Genomic DNA, 16,336 nt, shown 5'->3' on the forward strand with positions numbered 1-16,336 from the left:
TGCATTCCCAGCTCAAAAAAATGGAATTGCTAGTCGTAACTAGAGGACGAGTGCCAGAGGGAAATATTCATAGCGATATTATGAAAAAAGGGAGCTATCGGTTACCGACCTGAATGAGTCGGTGACCTGCCGCCTTGAGCAGCCGGTTCATGACGGCTGCTCCCAGTCCTTCGCGCGAGCAGGCTTCAGCCACAATATATGTGGCCCCCTGCTCATCGCAGCTACGCAGCGCGGCGTACAGCCGGCGCGCTGCTTCCTCCAGCTCGCTGGCTTCGCCCAGCGAGAACACGGCATCGGCGCGGTACTGCTCCACGTGCTCGGCGAACGCCAGCACCGCGGTGCGCTCCCCGCGCTGCGCCGCCTCTGCGAGGGCGGCGCTGATCCAGGCCGCCACCGCTGCGGGCGGCCCCTCCACCACGCACAGCGCACCTGTGGGCGCGTAGTGCGTGTACTTCATGCCCGGCGAGCGCGGCGCCGGGCTGTCATCGCCACCGGGCCCCTCGGCGAGCAGCGCCGGGTCCGTGGCGACACGGGCGGCAACGACGGACAGCTGTTCCGCCGTAATGCCGCCAGGGCGCAGGATGGTGACGGTACCGTCGTCACCGACCTGCACCACCGTGGACTCGACGCCCACCCCGGTGGGGCCGCCGTCCACGATGCCGCCGATGCGGCCTGCCAGATCCTCGCGCACATGTGCTGCGAGGGTCGGGCTTGGCCGCCCGGAGCGGTTAGCGCTCGGCGCAGCGACCGGGCATTCCGCCGCAGCGATCAACTGCAAGGCCACCGGATGGTCCGGCATCCGCACGGCCACCGTGTCCAAGCCGGCGGTAACCCGCGGGGATACCGCCCCTGGCCTAACCGGCAGCACAAGCGTTAGCGGCCCCGGCCAGAAGGCCGTCATCAGCGCCTCCGCTGTGCCATTCACTTCCGTGACCAGTGAATCCAACTGGTCACGCTGTGCAATATGCACAATCAGCGGATTGTCCGAAGGCCTCCCCTTGGCTGCAAATACAGCTTCCACCGCAGCTGTACTGCGAGCGTCTGCACCCAGACCGTATACCGTCTCGGTTGGGAATGCCACGGTCTGTCCTTGACGAAGACAGGCTGCGGCATCCTGTAAGTCAGCAAGTGCCTGTTTATACGCACTCCCTTTTGCCACTTCATTCTTGTTCTCATTGGTTACCAGTACATTGACATCCCACATACTTGTAACCTTTTTCTCTGTACTTTCATCGTTCTCCATGCCTTTCATGGAAGACTGATGCAATTGCTCGTTCTCTCTCGTCATATATCCATCATTCCTAAACTTCAGTAGGGTAGTTAATGCAAGACATTCCGCTTCCGAGATGCCTTCTTCGCTTATGTTTTCTGATTCCTATAATTATAACATATCTGCTCTGCCCAAGGATGCGGTCTGAATCTTGCCAGCGATTAACATCATGCGATCTTTGACTCGAGCCTATGGTAAAACAAAAGGGCACTCCCCTGAATCGAAGTCCCCTGATAAAGCTTATATCCAGCAGCATGTTATACAGTTATGCAAACAATCCCGTCACCCAATCCCACAATTTGACCGCCATATCCCACAAGAAGAAACGCGCTTCTGGTGTAGCTGCCTGCACAGATGCTTGTGCGTCCCCAGGCTCTACGGCAGCTGCATATGCTGTTGCAGGCTTCGCCAGCGCATCACCTGTTCCTGCATCTATGAAGCATAATGGTGGAAACAACACACACCACCAGTTTTGTCCCTCGCCTTTTCCCAGTGTTATCCTCACTGCTTCGTAATCTCCAGCCGGATATACGGTACCCCCATATAATTTGGTTGGAAACGGAACAACCCCAAGTTCCACCTGATATGAATAGGTTAAGCCACGATTGGCAAGCTCTTCTCCTACACGATCCTCGATTTCAGATAAATGCTGACGGATGACCCCACGCGCTTCTTCCAGACTTTGCGGATTCTCCAGTTCGGTTACCCACCCATTCATTTGGGCAACGACGGCGTCCCGAATCTCGCGTTTGACCAACTGATCTCCCGCTGCATCCGAGTTTGCCAGAATGCGCAAACGAATGGATTGTTCGGGAATGGCTGTGGCCGCCACAGCTGCATCGGTTTTCTGACCTTCCCACATCATAATAATCATCATAAGACATACAATAATAAGTCCAATTTGTTTCACGATTCTTCTGCTCATTCCGTTCTCCCCCTCGGCTCCCGTGATCATGATCCCTGTAACTCTCTCATGTCTATCAGTATGCCCGGAAGAGACGGAAGTAAACCTGCTAGATTACAAATCTACTAAAATTTTAATAGGCGGGTAATACTTAAAACGAAAGGACTGTTAGTTCGCTTTATGTATGACGAAAATCAAAGAAGCGCCTGCCTATGGAACGCTTGTCGGCTGGCACTTCTTTGATAAATCTAAATCTCTAACCTACCCTTGGTGTTCCAATATGGCATGCTGCATGGATATCAGTGTATCGGTTACTTATTCACCCGAAAAGCTTCCCAAGCACCGCCAACCGAATTTCGGCTCGCTACAAGCTTACCGCCATTATTCAGATCACAGGTCACATACAGGTTATTGGCGAGTGCCTGCAACGCGATTGTTCCATCACCCAAATCCACACGATTGAACTTCTCCCATTGCTGAATGGTTGTGGCTTTGGCGATCAGGGCACCACCCACATTAACATCCGCTGTGACATATTTATTATTGATTTTAGACTTGAGGGACACCGTTCCATCGGAGTTCGTGATCCATTCAAAAAGCTCCCAGTCTCCTGCCGTCGTCCGATTGGCGACAAGCTGGTCATTGCCTTGGTTCTCGGCAGAGATGATTTGCTGATTGGCTTGAGCAACCAGATAGTTGTATCCACTTGGATTCGGAGGCTGCACCGTGCCCCCACCCGTAACCTCCGAATATACGGCTTGAAGCAGCGCACCTGAGCGGTCATTGCTATACTCCCAGAACATGATGCCACCCAGATTGCTGTTTTTCACATATTGCACCTTCAGGCTGAGCGATTGCGGGTCGTCATAGGAGATAAAGGTATTCCCATTAAACAGATAAGGAGCTTGGGCACTGCTGTCCCAGTACCGTGTATAACCGTTTTTATTCAAATATTGGCTGACAATAGTGTTGTAGTCGGGTTCAAAACCACCCGAAGCTGGCCTGTCCAGACCATTGTTCGAATTCTGAACACCAGTCCAAGCCCGGCCGTAAAAGGCTCCGCCAATAACCAGTTTATTCGCGGGAACACCGCTATTTCTGAACAGATTGACCGCAGACGTTACACTAATATCTCTTCCGGACAGATTCGTATGATGACCTGTGGTTGCGTCCCAGGTTCCATGAAAATCGTAAGTCATCAGATTGATCCAATCGAGCAGAGGCGTGATATTATTGATTTCCACACCATTCAGATAACTGCTGCTCGCTCCGGCGGCAATGGTCAGCAGATATTGTTTGCCATTCATTTGTCCTTGAGCATTCAGCTTCTCACGCACCTTCGAGAGCAGTTGTGTGAAATTTTGTTTATCCTGTGGCCGTGCAGTTGTACCGGCAGCAGGGTTGGTCGGATATTCCCAATCCAGATCGACACCATCCAGATTATTGGAGGTTACCAACTGCACAATGCTATCGGCAAAGGTTGTACGTGAGGCGTCTGTTAGCGCTGCGTCTGAAAAACCGTTAGCTCCCCAGCCCCCAACAGACAATAACACCTTCAGATCAGGGTTTCTGGATTTCAGTCCAACCATAAGTTGCAGTTTGGTACGATCCGAGTTTGTAATGGTTGCTTTGCCGTTAGAGATTAGAGCGAAGGAGTAATTGATATGAGAGAGCTGTTCTGCCTTGATATCATTCGCGGTCCAATTGGCCCAACCAGCCACATAAGCAATAATTTTCTTTGGAAGAGGAGCTGCCTCAGCTTGTTTCGCCGGTCCGATAGCAAATGTTGAAACGGTTAGTGCAAAAGATAAAAACAAGAGCATGAACACTTTTACAAATGAAGGGATCGTACCAACTCGATTTAGGTTCATCACTTAACTCTCCTTTGGGTTTTAATTTTAGGAATTCAGCAGTAGCTTTACGTTTTGGTTAGCAGGAGGATCACGCCCTGTACTCCCTGCTGCTTCTCTCGTTAATGCCGCTGAAAGGCTATGTTTGTTGATCCACATCGCTTTTCCACCCTTTCTGTTCCAATCAGACTCGAAATAAAGGAAGCGTTTACAATTAAATGTAATCGATTTCATTCTAAAAAAAGGAATCTGAGCCGCTGAACATTCATGGATGGAATACATAGATTCGCAGAAAAAATAGGCTAACTCAAAAAGGATCATAGTACGTTGAGCTGAAGGGCAATGGGATATCAAAGGAAATTTGTCGCTGAACAATTTTGATAATCTAGGGAAGAAGTACACCAACGAAATTACAATTACATTCATCATTGGCATGACTGGTTGCATGGATGAGGAGTAGGTTTATAACCGACTTTCAAAGTATTGATTACTGTCTGACGTGTAGAGTGTAAGTAGGCGGGTAAAATACGTATATAATCTAGTTAAAATTAGGATAATACAGAATTGAAATATTTGTCAATAAAATTTAAATTTGGCATTCATTCAAAGTTCCAAAGATCGCCTTGCCTTTTTAACAAAAAAAAAGATCTTCACCTGGCTGCGCAGGCAAAGATCAGAATAACAAACAAATCACTTACTGCTCTATAACATACTCCCCCTCTTAATGAGAAGCTGGATGTCCATAGCAGAGATGAATCATACCAAAGTTCAAGATTACGCTGTTGTCTTTTCCTTTTTGACCATACTCCATAAACGTTCCAATAAGGTAGGTCGTTGTTCACCCATAAGAAGCTCGTCCTCGTCTTCCTGGCCATACAATTTAATGCTCATCACCAGCCCGATACATGCCATATTAATGAGCAACGAGGTGCCTCCATAGCTGATAAATGGCAGCGTAATGCCCGTAAGCGGCATCAGCCCAAGGAAAGCACCAATATTTTCAAACACCTGATATAACAACATGCCGATAATCCCCACAATCACGACAGGTCCTGCCCGGTCTCTACAGTGTAAAGCGATTAACACCATACGATGAATGAGGATAAAATACATTAAGAGCAGAACAGATCCACCTACAAAACCAAACTCCTCGGCAATGACCACAAAAATGGAATCCGAATACGTATACGGTACACGCCCCGATTGGACGGATGTTCCCTGCATATAGCCTTTGCCTGTTATGCCTCCCGAGCCTATGGCGAGACCCGCATTTTTCGTATGCCAGGAAGCTTTCGACGTTGCTTTGTCCGGTACAAGCCAAGGATCAATTCGCTCGGCCCAGTGCTCCCGGTTCGCCTTTTCCAGAAAGGTAAAAATCTCATCGTGATATGACGTATATGCTTTGACGAATCCAAAAAAGGTTATCCCCACAATGGCAAGAGCAATTAGTGCATGCGACAACTTGATATTCCCTATCCATAACACAGCGGCCAGAATCACGATGTATCCAAGGGCGTTGCCCAGATCATTCTGAATCATTACGAGTGCAAAGGGAACGAACGTCCATAAACCAATAGGAACGATGTCTTTCCAGAAACGAAGCGTAGAATTTTTTCTTTTGACCAATACATGAGCCAGAAACAGAATCAAGATCATTTTAAACAACTCTGCCGGTTGAAAAGAAAGATAATCATTAATCTTTATCCAGCCATTCGCATTATTGATCGTGCCCCCTATGAAATTAACAAGAATCAACAGGACAATCCCAAACCCGTAAATATAAAACGCATATTGGATATACAGTTTATAATTGACCAATCCAATACCAATGAGGGCTACGAATCCAATTCCGTAAAACTGTAAGGTTTTGATATGATGATTGCCCAATTTCGGATCGGACTGAATCGCACTGTACACCGTAAATACACTCATGACCATAAGCAGCAGCAACACAAACAGAATAACCCCGTCCATCTTCTTCAGCATTCTCAGCATGTTCCCACGTATCCCCCTGAGGCTCAATACCCATTAATTATTTCCATTAGTCTTTAATATTACCATTGTATAGAATTGGAGGAGAAAATGGAAATCCGTCAAACAAAACAACGAAAAACCCTGAAACCCACAGATCTGTCTTACTCCGATCTGTTGATTTCAGGGTTAACTTATACCGTATTCATTTGCAAAGAGTCTGTCCTAGGATAAAGACTATTGCTCCTGTTGCGTTGATTTGCGTTTAAATAGTTTCAATACCAACTCCGTAATGCTTGGCTGTTCTGCGGAACCGAGAATATCCTCGTTCTCTTCTGTATGCACTTTGATACTCATCACAAGTCCCATACTAAGCATGTTGAGAACAAGCGAGGTTCCCCCGAAACTGATAAACGGCAGTGTAATGCCTGTCAGCGGCATCAGACCAATGAACGGACCAATGTTGACAAAGATCTGGTAGAGCAGCATCGCTATAATACCGACAATGAGATATGGCCCTGCCCTATCCCTACATTCCAGTGCAATCAGCACCAGCCTGTGAATCAAGATAAAGTAGAGCAGCAGCAGCACCGATGCTCCAACAAAACCAAATTCTTCACCAATCTGCACAAAGATCGAGTCCGCGTAGGCCAGCGGCACCCGATTCGACTGAATCGTGGTACCTTCCATGTATCCTTTACCGCTAATACCTCCAGAGCCTATAGCCAACTTGGCATTGTAGGTCTGCCAGAGCACATCCCTTGACGTCTGATCCGGTACTAGCCAGGGGTCGAAACGATCTGCCCAGTGAGAGCGACCAATGTCCTTCAGAAATTTCACAATTTCATCATGATAATGAATATACGCTTGTGTTCCAGCGATCAAAGCGGTCACCGCTATGACAAACCCGATCAGGGCATGCGTGAATTTGATATTGCCTATCCATAGAAGCCCCACCAGGATAACGACATAGCTCAGCGCATTCCCCAAGTCATTTTGAAGCAAGACGAGCAACAACGGGGGAAGCACACAGAGTGAGATCGGGATGACATCTCGTCCAAAAAACAACGGCCTGTTTTTCTTCCTTGCCAGAAGCGCTGACAGGAAGACAATCAGACATAGTTTGAATAGCTCGGCAGGCTGCAAGCTCAGGCCAAATATGGATAACCATCCTTGAGCCCCGTAGTACTCCTTACCGATAAACATAACAAGAATAAGCAGTATCATGCCCACGCCATAAATGTATAGGTAATTTTTAATGATCAATTTGTAGTTAATCATAGACATTCCGAAAAACACAATAAAACCGATAATGTAAAAAATTACTGCTTTCTGGGGATAAGCCTCCCACTTCGGTCGGCCGAAGGTGGTACTATAAATCGACAAAATACTAATAGCCATCAGAATGAGCAATATAAAAACAATCGAATAGTCTATTTTTTTGAATTTATGCAGCATGTAGTTATGTTCCTCCAAGCATTCAGCAATCTTCGGTATATCTCATTGTAGAGGATTTCACGTCAAAAAGAAAACCCGTGGAACCTTACATTTTCGTCACCTGTTCCGAAGTACGAACACCCAGTACATGCCGTTCTATGCCTGCAAGGTCCGGCACGACGATAATCTCCGGCCAATATCCGGCCGATTCAAGCAGAGCTGCGATGTCCCCAGCCTGACCCTGGCCCAGCTCAAAACCGATGATCTGCGGCGGTGCAGGCAGCAGCACCAGCTGCTCCAGCATGATGCGGTACGGCCCCAGCCCATCGGGGCCGCCGTCCAGTGCCGTGCGCGGCTCATGATCGCGCACCTCGGGCTGCAACCCGGCGATATCCGCCGCCGGGATGTAAGGCGGGTTGGACACCAGGATGTCCACCCGTGCCCCGGCGAACGGGGCCAGCAGATCGCCTTCACGGAAGTCGATCTGTACCCCGTTCGCGGCCGCGTTCCGCGCGGCCACTTGCAGGGCAGCCGCCGAGATATCTCCGGCGCCTACCTGCCAGTGCGGGCGCTGCGAAGCCATCGTCACTGCGATGGCCCCGCTGCCCGTGCCAATGTCGACGGCGAGCGGAGCGCCGCCGGGAAACACGCGGTCGGCTTCGCGCAGCACAGCCTCGACCAGCAGCTCGGTCTCCGGCCGCGGGATCAGCACGGCCGGAGTGACCTCGAACGGCAGCCCGTAGAATTCCTGGCTGCCGATAATGTACTGCGCCGGCTCACCCGCAGCCTTGCGCGTGACGGCGTCTTCCCAGCGGCTGCGAAGCTCGCTGGGAAAGGGCTCCGGCTGCATCATATAGTACGCGGCCCCTTCGCGGCCGAGTACATGTTCCAGCAGCAGCCGGGCATTGTTGTGCGGCTCGTACACGCCGCACTTCTCCAAAAAAGAGGAAGCCTCCACGAAGGCTTCCCGACAACTCTGTTCCGGCGTCATGACAAACTGCGCGCGGGTCACAGCATTATTCTCCTCTATCCATCATATCCGTCTGCTCGGCAATCGTCAGTGCAGACACGATATCAGCAATCTCACCATTCATGATTTGATCCAGCTTGTGCATCGTCAATCCGATACGGTGATCCGTAACACGGCTTTGCGGGAAATTATAGGTACGAATCCGCTCACTGCGGTCACCTGTACCCACTTTGCTCTTCCGTTCACTCGAAATTTTCGCTTCTTCTTCCTGACGCATCATATCGAAGATACGCGTACGCAGAACCTGCAATGCTTTTTCCTTATTCGAGTTCTGGGATTTACCATCCTGACACGTAGCCACAATTCCCGTTGGAACGTGAGTTACCCGTACAGCCGATTTCGTGGTATTAACCGATTGTCCACCGGCACCACTGGAACAGAACGTATCTACACGGATATCTTTATCATGGATTTCAATATCGAAATCTTCGGCTTCAGGCATAACGGCTACTGTCGAAGTAGACGTATGAATCCGACCGCCGGATTCCGTTGTAGGAATACGTTGCACACGGTGTGCGCCACTTTCGTATTTCATTTTGCTGTACGCGCCGCGTCCATTAATGAGGAATACGACCTCTTTGAATCCGCCCAAATCATTTGTGTTAACGTCCATCAGTTCCACGCGCCAGCCTTGCGTATCAGCATAACGTGTATACATCCGATAGAGATCCGCTGCAAACAACGCCGCTTCATCCCCACCAGCAGCTCCACGAATTTCAACGATGACGTTTTTATCATCATTCGGGTCTTTGGGCAGCATGAGAACACGAATCAGATCGTCCAGTTCTTTCTGGCGAGTGCTCAGTTCATCAATTTCCATTTTGACCATTTCACGCATTTCGTCGTCCAGCTTCTCGCCCTGCATTTCTTTCGCAGCTTCAAGATCCTGGCTCACTTGTTTGTACTCATTGTACGCTTCATAGGTAGGCTGCAGATCCGATTGCTCTTTGGAATATTCCCGCAGCTTCTTGTTGTCACTTGCTACATCGGGGTCACACAGCAGCTCGCTGAGTTTCTCGTAACGGTCGGCTAACGCCTGTAATTTATCAAACATGTATAGTCACCTCACGCATTATTTTCGTTCCAGCATTTCAACATTCATTCGATTCCGATAGGCATTCAATTCATTCATGCGTTATCAGACCATTTATATTTCACAAGGCACGGAGTTCTCAGAAATCCCTGACCGTAACATTCATTTTATGATCGACGTATAACATCGCTACAACGTCATCAAATCCTTTACTTTTAAGTTATATAAAAGAAATCGCGTACCCGGTGTCAAACCCGCTTCAACTCATTAAGCTGAGCGAGAAATTTAACATAGGTATACGACTCTTAATTATAGCATATTCTTATGCTCCTGAATAGCAACTGTTTGCAGCAGCTACATCCAAATTTTGATTTACTTTATTTTAAGCAACGAGATTGATTTGCAACCGCTATAAGAGTATAAGAGCTCATCTCCCATGAGCCTTCTTCCTTTTATTATATCCAGAGCGAGTAAACAATCCAGTAAATGTACAGGAGATACAGACAAATTTATTGTCGATTGTCTTAAGCTTATTGAAAATTATTCTGCAATATGTAAAAAGCCCTGCCATCTTCATTAGAAGACGACAGAGCTGTTATACTCGTATATTCAAGTATGTTTTCTTATCTAGATTATCCAGATTAGACGTTGAAGCGGAAATGCATAACATCGCCGTCGCTTACAACATACTCTTTACCTTCGAGACGAAGTTGTCCGCGTTCTTTCGCACCGTTCATGGAACCGGCAGCAACCAGATCGTCGTAGGAAACAACCTCTGCACGGATGAATCCGCGCTCGAAGTCGGTGTGAATGACACCCGCTGCGCCAGGTGCTTTTGTACCCTTACGGATCGTCCAAGCACGAACTTCCTGTACGCCTGCTGTGAAGTACGTGTACAGACCCAGCAATTTGTAAGCAGCTTTGATCAACAGGTTCAGACCGGAATCCTCGATACCGAGTTCTTCCAGGAACATTTGTTTATCTTCGCCTTCCAGCTCCGAGATCTCTTCTTCCACTTTCGCACTAATCGGCACCACTTCTGCATTTTCAGCAGCTGCGAATTCTCTTACTTTTTGCACATAAGCATTGTTCGCCACATCACCGATTTCGTCCTCAGCTACATTGGCTGCGTACAGAACAGGCTTCAGGGTAAGCAAATGCAGATCGCGCACGATCAGACGCTCTTCGTCCGTAAGCTCCATGCTGCGTGCTGGTTTGTCTTCGTACAGAACAGCCTTCACTTTCTCCAGTACTTCCACTTCCTGAGCAGCTGACTTGTTGCCGCCCTTCATGTTTTTCTTGGAGCGATCGATTTTTTTCTCGACACTCTCGATATCGGCAAGGATCAGCTCCAGATTGATCGTTTGGATGTCGCTTACCGGATCAATTTTGCCATCGACATGTGTGATGTTCTCGTCTACAAAGCAGCGTACCACGTGTACAATGGCGTCTACTTCACGAATGTGGGCAAGGAACTTGTTACCAAGACCTTCGCCTTTGCTCGCACCGCGAACAAGACCTGCAATATCTACAAATTCAAACGCCGTTGGTACCGTTTTTTTCGGTACAACGAGTTCTGTCAATTTGTCCAAACGCTCGTCCGGTACTTCAACGATCCCCACGTTAGGGTCAATCGTACAGAACGGATAGTTTGCCGATTCGGCACCAGCTTGTGTAATTGCGTTAAACAGTGTGGATTTACCAACGTTAGGCAAGCCCACGATTCCAGCTTTCAAAGCCATGTATATGACAACTCCTCATTGATTACTTGTTCGGTATGGATAATCCTATACATTATATATGACAAACCCCAAGGCATCAAGGAACTTCGCCAATTCGACCAGAGCGCCATCCGCTTCCCCAAATCCCTGGTTACTGCGGATGATTCGTTTTGCGTAGATCATACGTTTGACTTAGATTATCCGATTTTAGTTTTACCCTTTGATTTCCTTGTACATCGTCAGATCCGTTACCTCATACCCCATCTTGCGATACAGGCTGCTTGCCCGCACATTATGTCCAAAGACATGTAGACCAATGCGATCCACGCCAAGGCTCAAGGCTTCCTTTTCAAGCGCCTCCATCGTCTCTGTACCATAACCCTTGCCCCGATAGGCTTCTTCGACCACAACATCCAGCAAAAAAGCATCTTTGCCACGGCGGTTATCTGTAACGTTAAACCAGATATAACCCACATTCCCGTCCACGGCATGCACCAAATTATAGAGGTACGCACCCGGTGTATTCAGCCCCTCAGGTAAATATTTGTCGTAGGACGCCTCCGCAAGTCCCTGCGCCTCTTCTGCAGCCCAAGTACCCGCCTCCACTTTCTCTTCTGCAAAATCTTTAATCGAGCGAATACGGAAATTTCTATATTCTTCTTGATTCATGGGGATCAGTTCCATTGGTTCCCTCCTAGTTCGAGTGTTCTATGTATGATCTTTTTGCACTCTATAGTATTGTATCTTGTTATACCATGGTCTGCATGATGTAATACAAGCCAAATCCTTTACAACTTTTAGTTACCTCACTCTGTTTATATCTATATGAAAGAAAGGAGCAGATTACTTATGAATACGCGTCGTCCCTTTTCAAAAAGGAAAATAATCATCCTATCTACAGTGATTCTCTTCATTGGATTAGTTATTTCTATGGTTTACCAGGCGCTGGACCCCTTCAGACATTTAAGGATCACGATTCATAATCAGTCCGACTATGATCTTTCAAATATTACAACACGCGTGAGCAGCGGCGTTGACTCGTTCAATACAAACAATGAGGGTACTATATACAACTTAAATAAAGCAGTCCCCAGCGGGGAACAAGTGAAGTTCGCTCCACAGCTGCAACTCTCCGGTGAAGGATCCGTCTATCTGGAGTTTACGAACAGCCGTGGTGAAACCTATAACAAAACGGTATGCGGCTATACCGAATACTTATCTGGCAACTCCTATGTGACTGTAACTAATGAAACGATAACTGTGAAAGAGGAATGTATGTAATAACGATACTTCGCACCATGAACTTATGTTAAAATATAGGGGCGAGCGACCCGCCAAAGTTCTCGCCCAAAGTCGATTGGATTATTCCATCGGCTTTTTTATTTTAACTTGATTATATTGATTAATTAGATCATCCAGGACCATAGATTGCTGTATAACATGAGGATGGAGCAAATCTCCATTATAGTCCGTCTTTAGTTGATAAAGCTTTTGTCTCGCTGCTTCGATCTGCAACTTGAGCTTACCACAATCCATATTCACCCCTCCCTGTTGTAACATTTTAGTCCGTTCTGCTAATTAGTGGGGAATCAGGCGAACTCCAACACGAAAAAGCTCCCTTCAAAGTAGGCAATTCACCATTCTACTTGAGGGAGCAGCTCATATTAAAAAAGCGTATTTTCAGAAATGTTGATTAACTTCCCATGCCATGACCATTAGTTGTCATGATTGCTGGATGGTCTATTTCAGCAGGGATGGGTTGAGTAGTAGGAATAATTACTCCTACCGCAATACTACATGTAAATATCAATAGTGCCAATTTCATCTTCATTTTTATTCAGACCTCCCGAATCAATTTTTTGTATCGCAATTTAGCTTCTTCAACTGCACAATATCGAAATTCTTCAAATAATTTTATACACTCTAGAATACTATCTTTATTCTTAATTTTAATTGCAAAATCCAAACCGCTAAGAGTTAACTCAAATCCTCTGTTATAATCTTGGTGTTTTAAATAGTATGTACCTAGGCCCACAAGCAAAGTACCATATTGATCATTCGTATATTGCTCGCTGATTTTTCCAATACGACTACTCTGTTCTTGGTACATGAAATAAGAGTCATATGTTTCTAAAACTGGATTAATGTTAATATCAAACCGATTCGCAGCATTCACAATTGCACATAAAGCAGGGAAAATCTCGTTCTCTCTCTCAGAAATGTAGTCCATATAAGTTTGGATAACCTCTGTTTTACCTGACATTAATTCATATAGATATCGGTTGCCTTCTGCCCATTCCTCGAACTGACGAATAACAACGATTTCCTCGTCGCTCGGATCATTTACCCAGCTATAATCGGTGTACAAAGAGACATATTGAAGTGCTTTTTCATATTCTTCATAATAGAAACATGCTTCTCCAAGAGCCAAATATGAGTACAAAACGTAAAAAACAAACTGCTTTTTAGGTTTATCCTCCTCTTCTCTCACTGTTTTATACAACTCATAATGGATCATTGCCTTTAACTTTAACTTGTCAGCAAGATTCTTCACCTTATCCCATCGGCGCAACGAAGCATACACATTAATCAGATCGTTCAATCCATCCAGCTGATAAGGCTCGTCAAGCCGATCTACAAAAAACTCAAACTGCGTAGCAAGTGTAAGATTGCTCATCTGATCCTTGGAAAGCCCGATCGTGAACAAACGATACTGACTTAGAGCCAATCGTTCGGAGTGTTGCATTTTCTCGCTTTCAGCTACACAACGATATAAGGGCCTGGCCGCTTCCAGCTTCCCTTCACGATATAACTGCTCGGCCAACTCGAATAAAAGGGGTGCGTAGGAAAGATTATCCATAATTAGATTAACAGCTTCTTCCATAAAATCGACCTTACCGAGTTCGGCACAACGGTATAGAAAAGGCCCAAGTCTTCTCCAATCCGGACTTGTATGTACAAAACACTCATTTATGTATAATTCATAGAAGTAACCCTCAGTTAAACCCATCCCGATAGTAAGTCGATCCAACTGCTGCATGCCTATGGGACGCAGCCCGTTCAGCGTACCACTCAACGTTCCTGAGTTAATTCCCGATATCTCAGAAAATTGATTGAGTGTCATATGGTTAGTTTTTAAATAATCTGCTAAATGATCACGTATTGTGGCTACTGAGTTCAAAGGTACACCACCTTTCCAAGCAAAATTAAGCAATGGTCAATAAAATTATACTATATTTTTGAATTTTATATCAATATTTTACTTGTAAATAATTTACTTTTAATATAAAAATACTTATCTGCATTGCCCAATTTTTTTAGAAATGGTTCCAAAGGGGCGCCAGCGTCACGAAAAATGCACTGGCTAGGGAAGCAAAAGTCAGACCCAATCTTATATATGATTTGTGCGAAGGAAAAACGAAAAGGCTTGATTTAGATACCTTAAATATTGTAAACACTCTGCGGACAATGACAGGAAATGACTACACTCTTACAGATGTGTTAGAGTACATACCGGATAACGATAAGGAGTAAAAAAACAAACTGGGCTAAGCATTCTCAATAGAGCGGAATGTCACACTATAAAGAGACACCAAAAAAACCGTCCACTTTTACTTTGGATGGTTTTTTTGGTTTTTTCACTGACTTCTGATTATGTTGAAACAGCATGTGATAGAGATGCGAATCCCTCAGGAAAATTATACGAACTTGGGGTTCGCACCTGCATTTCTGTCCCCGGACTAACGCCGTTCCACCAGACGCGACGTCTGCTTCAAATCCTCGATCCGCCCTGCACCAATGCCAAACATGACGGTACGCAGCTCGAATTCAACCTGTTCCAGCCGCTCATTCAGCGCATCATCGGAAGCAACCGCGGATTCGAGCAGAGATCGGCCGAACCCAGCCAGATCTGCACCTAACGCAAGGGCTTTGGCCGCATCCACGCCAGTGTACAATCCACCGCTACCAATCAGAACACCTTCCGGGTTTACCGCTCTCACTTCCTGAATGCACTCCGCTGTCGGAATGCCCCAGTCGGCAAAAGCTTCTGCTGCCGCACGACGTACCGGATTCGAATTTCGGAACTTTTCGACCTGCACCCAGCTGGTGCCACCTGCTCCAGCCACATCGATAAAAGCCACACCTGCTTCGTACAATCGCTGTGCCGTCACGCCATCGATGCCGAAACCCACTTCTTTCACGCCAACAGGCACGTCCAATTGACGGCACAGCTCCTCGATCCGATGAAGTAACCCGCTAAAATCGGTATTGCCTTCAGGCTGGAAGATCTCCTGCAAGCTGTTCAAATGCAGCACCAGCATATCTGCGCCAGCAATCTGAACGGCCCGCTGGAAATCAGCAGTGTTGAAGCCATAATTCAGCTGCACCGCGCCAAGGTTCGCGATGACCGGAATATCCGGTGCCCAGCGCCGCACATCAAAGGTGGTTGCCAGTTCGGGCTGTTCCACGGCAGCCCGAATCGAACCTACGCCGAGTGCCCAGCCTCGGGCGTTTGCCACACGGGCAAGCCGCTCATTAATGGCACCCGTTGTTTTGCTTCCACCCGTCATCGAACTGATGAGCAAGGGTGTACGCACCCTTTTACCAATAAACGAAGTCTCCAGACTTACCTCTTCAAAATTCAATTCAGGTAACGGGTTATGACGAAAAGCATATCGCTCCATTCCGCTGGTTACCCCTTCTCCTGCCACATTCTCTTCAAGACAGAGGCGCACATGCTCCAGCTTCCGTTCCCCCGTAGCCACCTCGGGAAGCAGCCGTTTGCCGGCTCGCTCTTGTTCATTCATGATGAGACCTCCTTATGTGAGAATAGTGCTGATGGACAGGATCATTGCCAGCGTGGGCTAGGTTCCGTTCAGGATTTGCCCGATACAGCAGAGAGATTCTCAGAAATATTAATTCTTATTATGTAACGTACAAACGGTATGATTTGGATCTATATTATAAATGATATTCCCACTCAGCGCGTCAACTCTACCAGTATAACGTTCCGGCCCAGCAATGGAAAGGGTGCCCCGAAACCCAATAATAACTTGAGTTTCGAGGTTCTACATATATTTGATAACTAGATATTTGGAGGTTGGGTCAGTCATTCTGTT

General features: G+C 47.0%; 14 protein-coding genes. 1 reads left to right on the forward strand and 13 read right to left on the reverse strand.

Annotated features, from left to right (window positions below):
• Positions 1–94: 94 nt before the first annotated feature.
• The 9 genes from BLS14_RS12445 to BLS14_RS12485 all read right to left on the reverse strand — a co-directional run bounded on the left by BLS14_RS12445 (position 95) and on the right by BLS14_RS12485 (position 11,900).
• Positions 95–1,252, reverse strand: coding sequence for an L-threonylcarbamoyladenylate synthase (locus BLS14_RS12445; RefSeq protein ID WP_371121636.1), 1,158 nt, complete (start codon positions 1,250–1,252; stop codon positions 95–97).
• 283 nt (positions 1,253–1,535) lie between these two features.
• Positions 1,536–2,195 carry a stage II sporulation protein R gene (gene spoIIR / locus BLS14_RS12450; RefSeq protein ID WP_090951914.1) on the reverse strand — a complete coding sequence of 220 codons (660 nt, stop codon included), beginning with the start codon at positions 2,193–2,195 and terminating at the stop codon, positions 1,536–1,538.
• Between the two features lie 290 nt (positions 2,196–2,485).
• The gene (locus BLS14_RS12455) at positions 2,486–4,045 is read right to left on the reverse strand and encodes a glycosyl hydrolase family 18 protein (protein WP_256336417.1); all 1,560 of its coding nucleotides are present in this window, start codon (positions 4,043–4,045) and stop codon (positions 2,486–2,488) included.
• Between the two features lie 753 nt (positions 4,046–4,798).
• Positions 4,799–6,019: an FtsW/RodA/SpoVE family cell cycle protein gene (locus tag BLS14_RS12460; RefSeq protein ID WP_090951916.1), complete on the reverse strand. Its 1,221-nt coding sequence runs from the start codon at positions 6,017–6,019 to the stop codon at positions 4,799–4,801.
• Positions 6,020–6,232: 213 nt separating this feature from the next.
• A complete protein-coding gene (locus BLS14_RS12465; RefSeq protein ID WP_063568410.1) occupies positions 6,233–7,453 on the reverse strand; it encodes an FtsW/RodA/SpoVE family cell cycle protein in 1,221 nt (406 codons plus the stop codon).
• An 85-nt stretch (positions 7,454–7,538) separates the two neighbouring features.
• The gene (gene prmC, locus BLS14_RS12470; RefSeq protein WP_090952646.1) at positions 7,539–8,423 is read right to left on the reverse strand and encodes a peptide chain release factor N(5)-glutamine methyltransferase; all 885 of its coding nucleotides are present in this window, start codon (positions 8,421–8,423) and stop codon (positions 7,539–7,541) included.
• A 25-nt stretch (positions 8,424–8,448) separates the two neighbouring features.
• Positions 8,449–9,516, reverse strand: coding sequence for a peptide chain release factor 1 (gene prfA / locus BLS14_RS12475; RefSeq protein WP_063566965.1), 1,068 nt, complete (start codon positions 9,514–9,516; stop codon positions 8,449–8,451).
• A 620-nt stretch (positions 9,517–10,136) separates the two neighbouring features.
• Complete coding sequence (gene ychF, locus BLS14_RS12480) at positions 10,137–11,237, reverse strand: redox-regulated ATPase YchF (protein WP_063566964.1); 1,101 nt, start codon at positions 11,235–11,237, stop codon at positions 10,137–10,139.
• 192 nt (positions 11,238–11,429) lie between these two features.
• On the reverse strand, positions 11,430–11,900 hold the full coding sequence (locus tag BLS14_RS12485) for a GNAT family N-acetyltransferase (protein WP_090951919.1): 471 nt from the start codon (positions 11,898–11,900) through the stop codon (positions 11,430–11,432).
• A 165-nt stretch (positions 11,901–12,065) separates the two neighbouring features.
• Between BLS14_RS12485 and BLS14_RS12490 the strand changes: the two genes are divergently transcribed.
• Positions 12,066–12,497 carry a hypothetical protein gene (locus BLS14_RS12490; protein ID WP_090951921.1) on the forward strand — a complete coding sequence of 144 codons (432 nt, stop codon included), beginning with the start codon at positions 12,066–12,068 and terminating at the stop codon, positions 12,495–12,497.
• Positions 12,498–12,578: 81 nt separating this feature from the next.
• Here BLS14_RS12490 and BLS14_RS12495 read toward each other — a convergent pair whose 3' ends face one another.
• From BLS14_RS12495 to fni, 4 genes are all read right to left on the reverse strand, one after another.
• Positions 12,579–12,752 (reverse strand): aspartyl-phosphate phosphatase Spo0E family protein, encoded by a 174-nt coding sequence (locus BLS14_RS12495; RefSeq protein ID WP_090951924.1) that lies wholly within the window; start codon positions 12,750–12,752, stop codon positions 12,579–12,581.
• A 157-nt stretch (positions 12,753–12,909) separates the two neighbouring features.
• Positions 12,910–13,047: a hypothetical protein gene (locus tag BLS14_RS32545; protein ID WP_160319726.1), complete on the reverse strand. Its 138-nt coding sequence runs from the start codon at positions 13,045–13,047 to the stop codon at positions 12,910–12,912.
• Positions 13,048–13,053: 6 nt separating this feature from the next.
• Entirely contained in the window at positions 13,054–14,397 is a 1,344-nt protein-coding gene (locus tag BLS14_RS12500) for a transcriptional regulator (RefSeq protein WP_090951926.1), read from the reverse strand.
• Positions 14,398–14,956: 559 nt separating this feature from the next.
• Positions 14,957–16,024 (reverse strand): type 2 isopentenyl-diphosphate Delta-isomerase, encoded by a 1,068-nt coding sequence (gene fni, locus BLS14_RS12510; protein WP_090951931.1) that lies wholly within the window; start codon positions 16,022–16,024, stop codon positions 14,957–14,959.
• Between the last annotated feature and the right edge of the window lie 312 nt (positions 16,025–16,336).

It is taken from the genome of Paenibacillus sp. OK060, assembly GCF_900101205.1.
GTDB lineage: Bacteria > Bacillota > Bacilli > Paenibacillales > Paenibacillaceae > Paenibacillus > Paenibacillus marchantiae.

Excerpts from the sequence above, each read along its gene's own strand:
- BLS14_RS32545 (WP_160319726.1), bottom strand. The coding sequence starts at position 13,047 with ATGAAGATGAAATTGGCACTATTGATATTTACATGTAGTATTGCGGTA.
- BLS14_RS12455 (WP_256336417.1), bottom strand. The coding sequence starts at position 4,045 with ATGAACCTAAATCGAGTTGGTACGATCCCTTCATTTGTAAAAGTGTTC.
- BLS14_RS12485 (WP_090951919.1), bottom strand. The coding sequence starts at position 11,900 with ATGGAACTGATCCCCATGAATCAAGAAGAATATAGAAATTTCCGTATT.
- BLS14_RS12495 (WP_090951924.1), bottom strand. The coding sequence starts at position 12,752 with ATGGATTGTGGTAAGCTCAAGTTGCAGATCGAAGCAGCGAGACAAAAG.
- prfA (WP_063566965.1), bottom strand. The coding sequence starts at position 9,516 with ATGTTTGATAAATTACAGGCGTTAGCCGACCGTTACGAGAAACTCAGC.
- spoIIR (WP_090951914.1), bottom strand. The coding sequence starts at position 2,195 with ATGAGCAGAAGAATCGTGAAACAAATTGGACTTATTATTGTATGTCTT.
- ychF (WP_063566964.1), bottom strand. The coding sequence starts at position 11,237 with ATGGCTTTGAAAGCTGGAATCGTGGGCTTGCCTAACGTTGGTAAATCC.
- BLS14_RS12445 (WP_371121636.1), bottom strand. The coding sequence starts at position 1,252 with ATGAAAGGCATGGAGAACGATGAAAGTACAGAGAAAAAGGTTACAAGT.
- BLS14_RS12490 (WP_090951921.1), top strand. The coding sequence starts at position 12,066 with ATGAATACGCGTCGTCCCTTTTCAAAAAGGAAAATAATCATCCTATCT.
- BLS14_RS12465 (WP_063568410.1), bottom strand. The coding sequence starts at position 7,453 with ATGCTGCATAAATTCAAAAAAATAGACTATTCGATTGTTTTTATATTG.
- BLS14_RS12460 (WP_090951916.1), bottom strand. The coding sequence starts at position 6,019 with ATGCTGAGAATGCTGAAGAAGATGGACGGGGTTATTCTGTTTGTGTTG.
- prmC (WP_090952646.1), bottom strand. The coding sequence starts at position 8,423 with ATGACGCCGGAACAGAGTTGTCGGGAAGCCTTCGTGGAGGCTTCCTCT.
- fni (WP_090951931.1), bottom strand. The coding sequence starts at position 16,024 with ATGAATGAACAAGAGCGAGCCGGCAAACGGCTGCTTCCCGAGGTGGCT.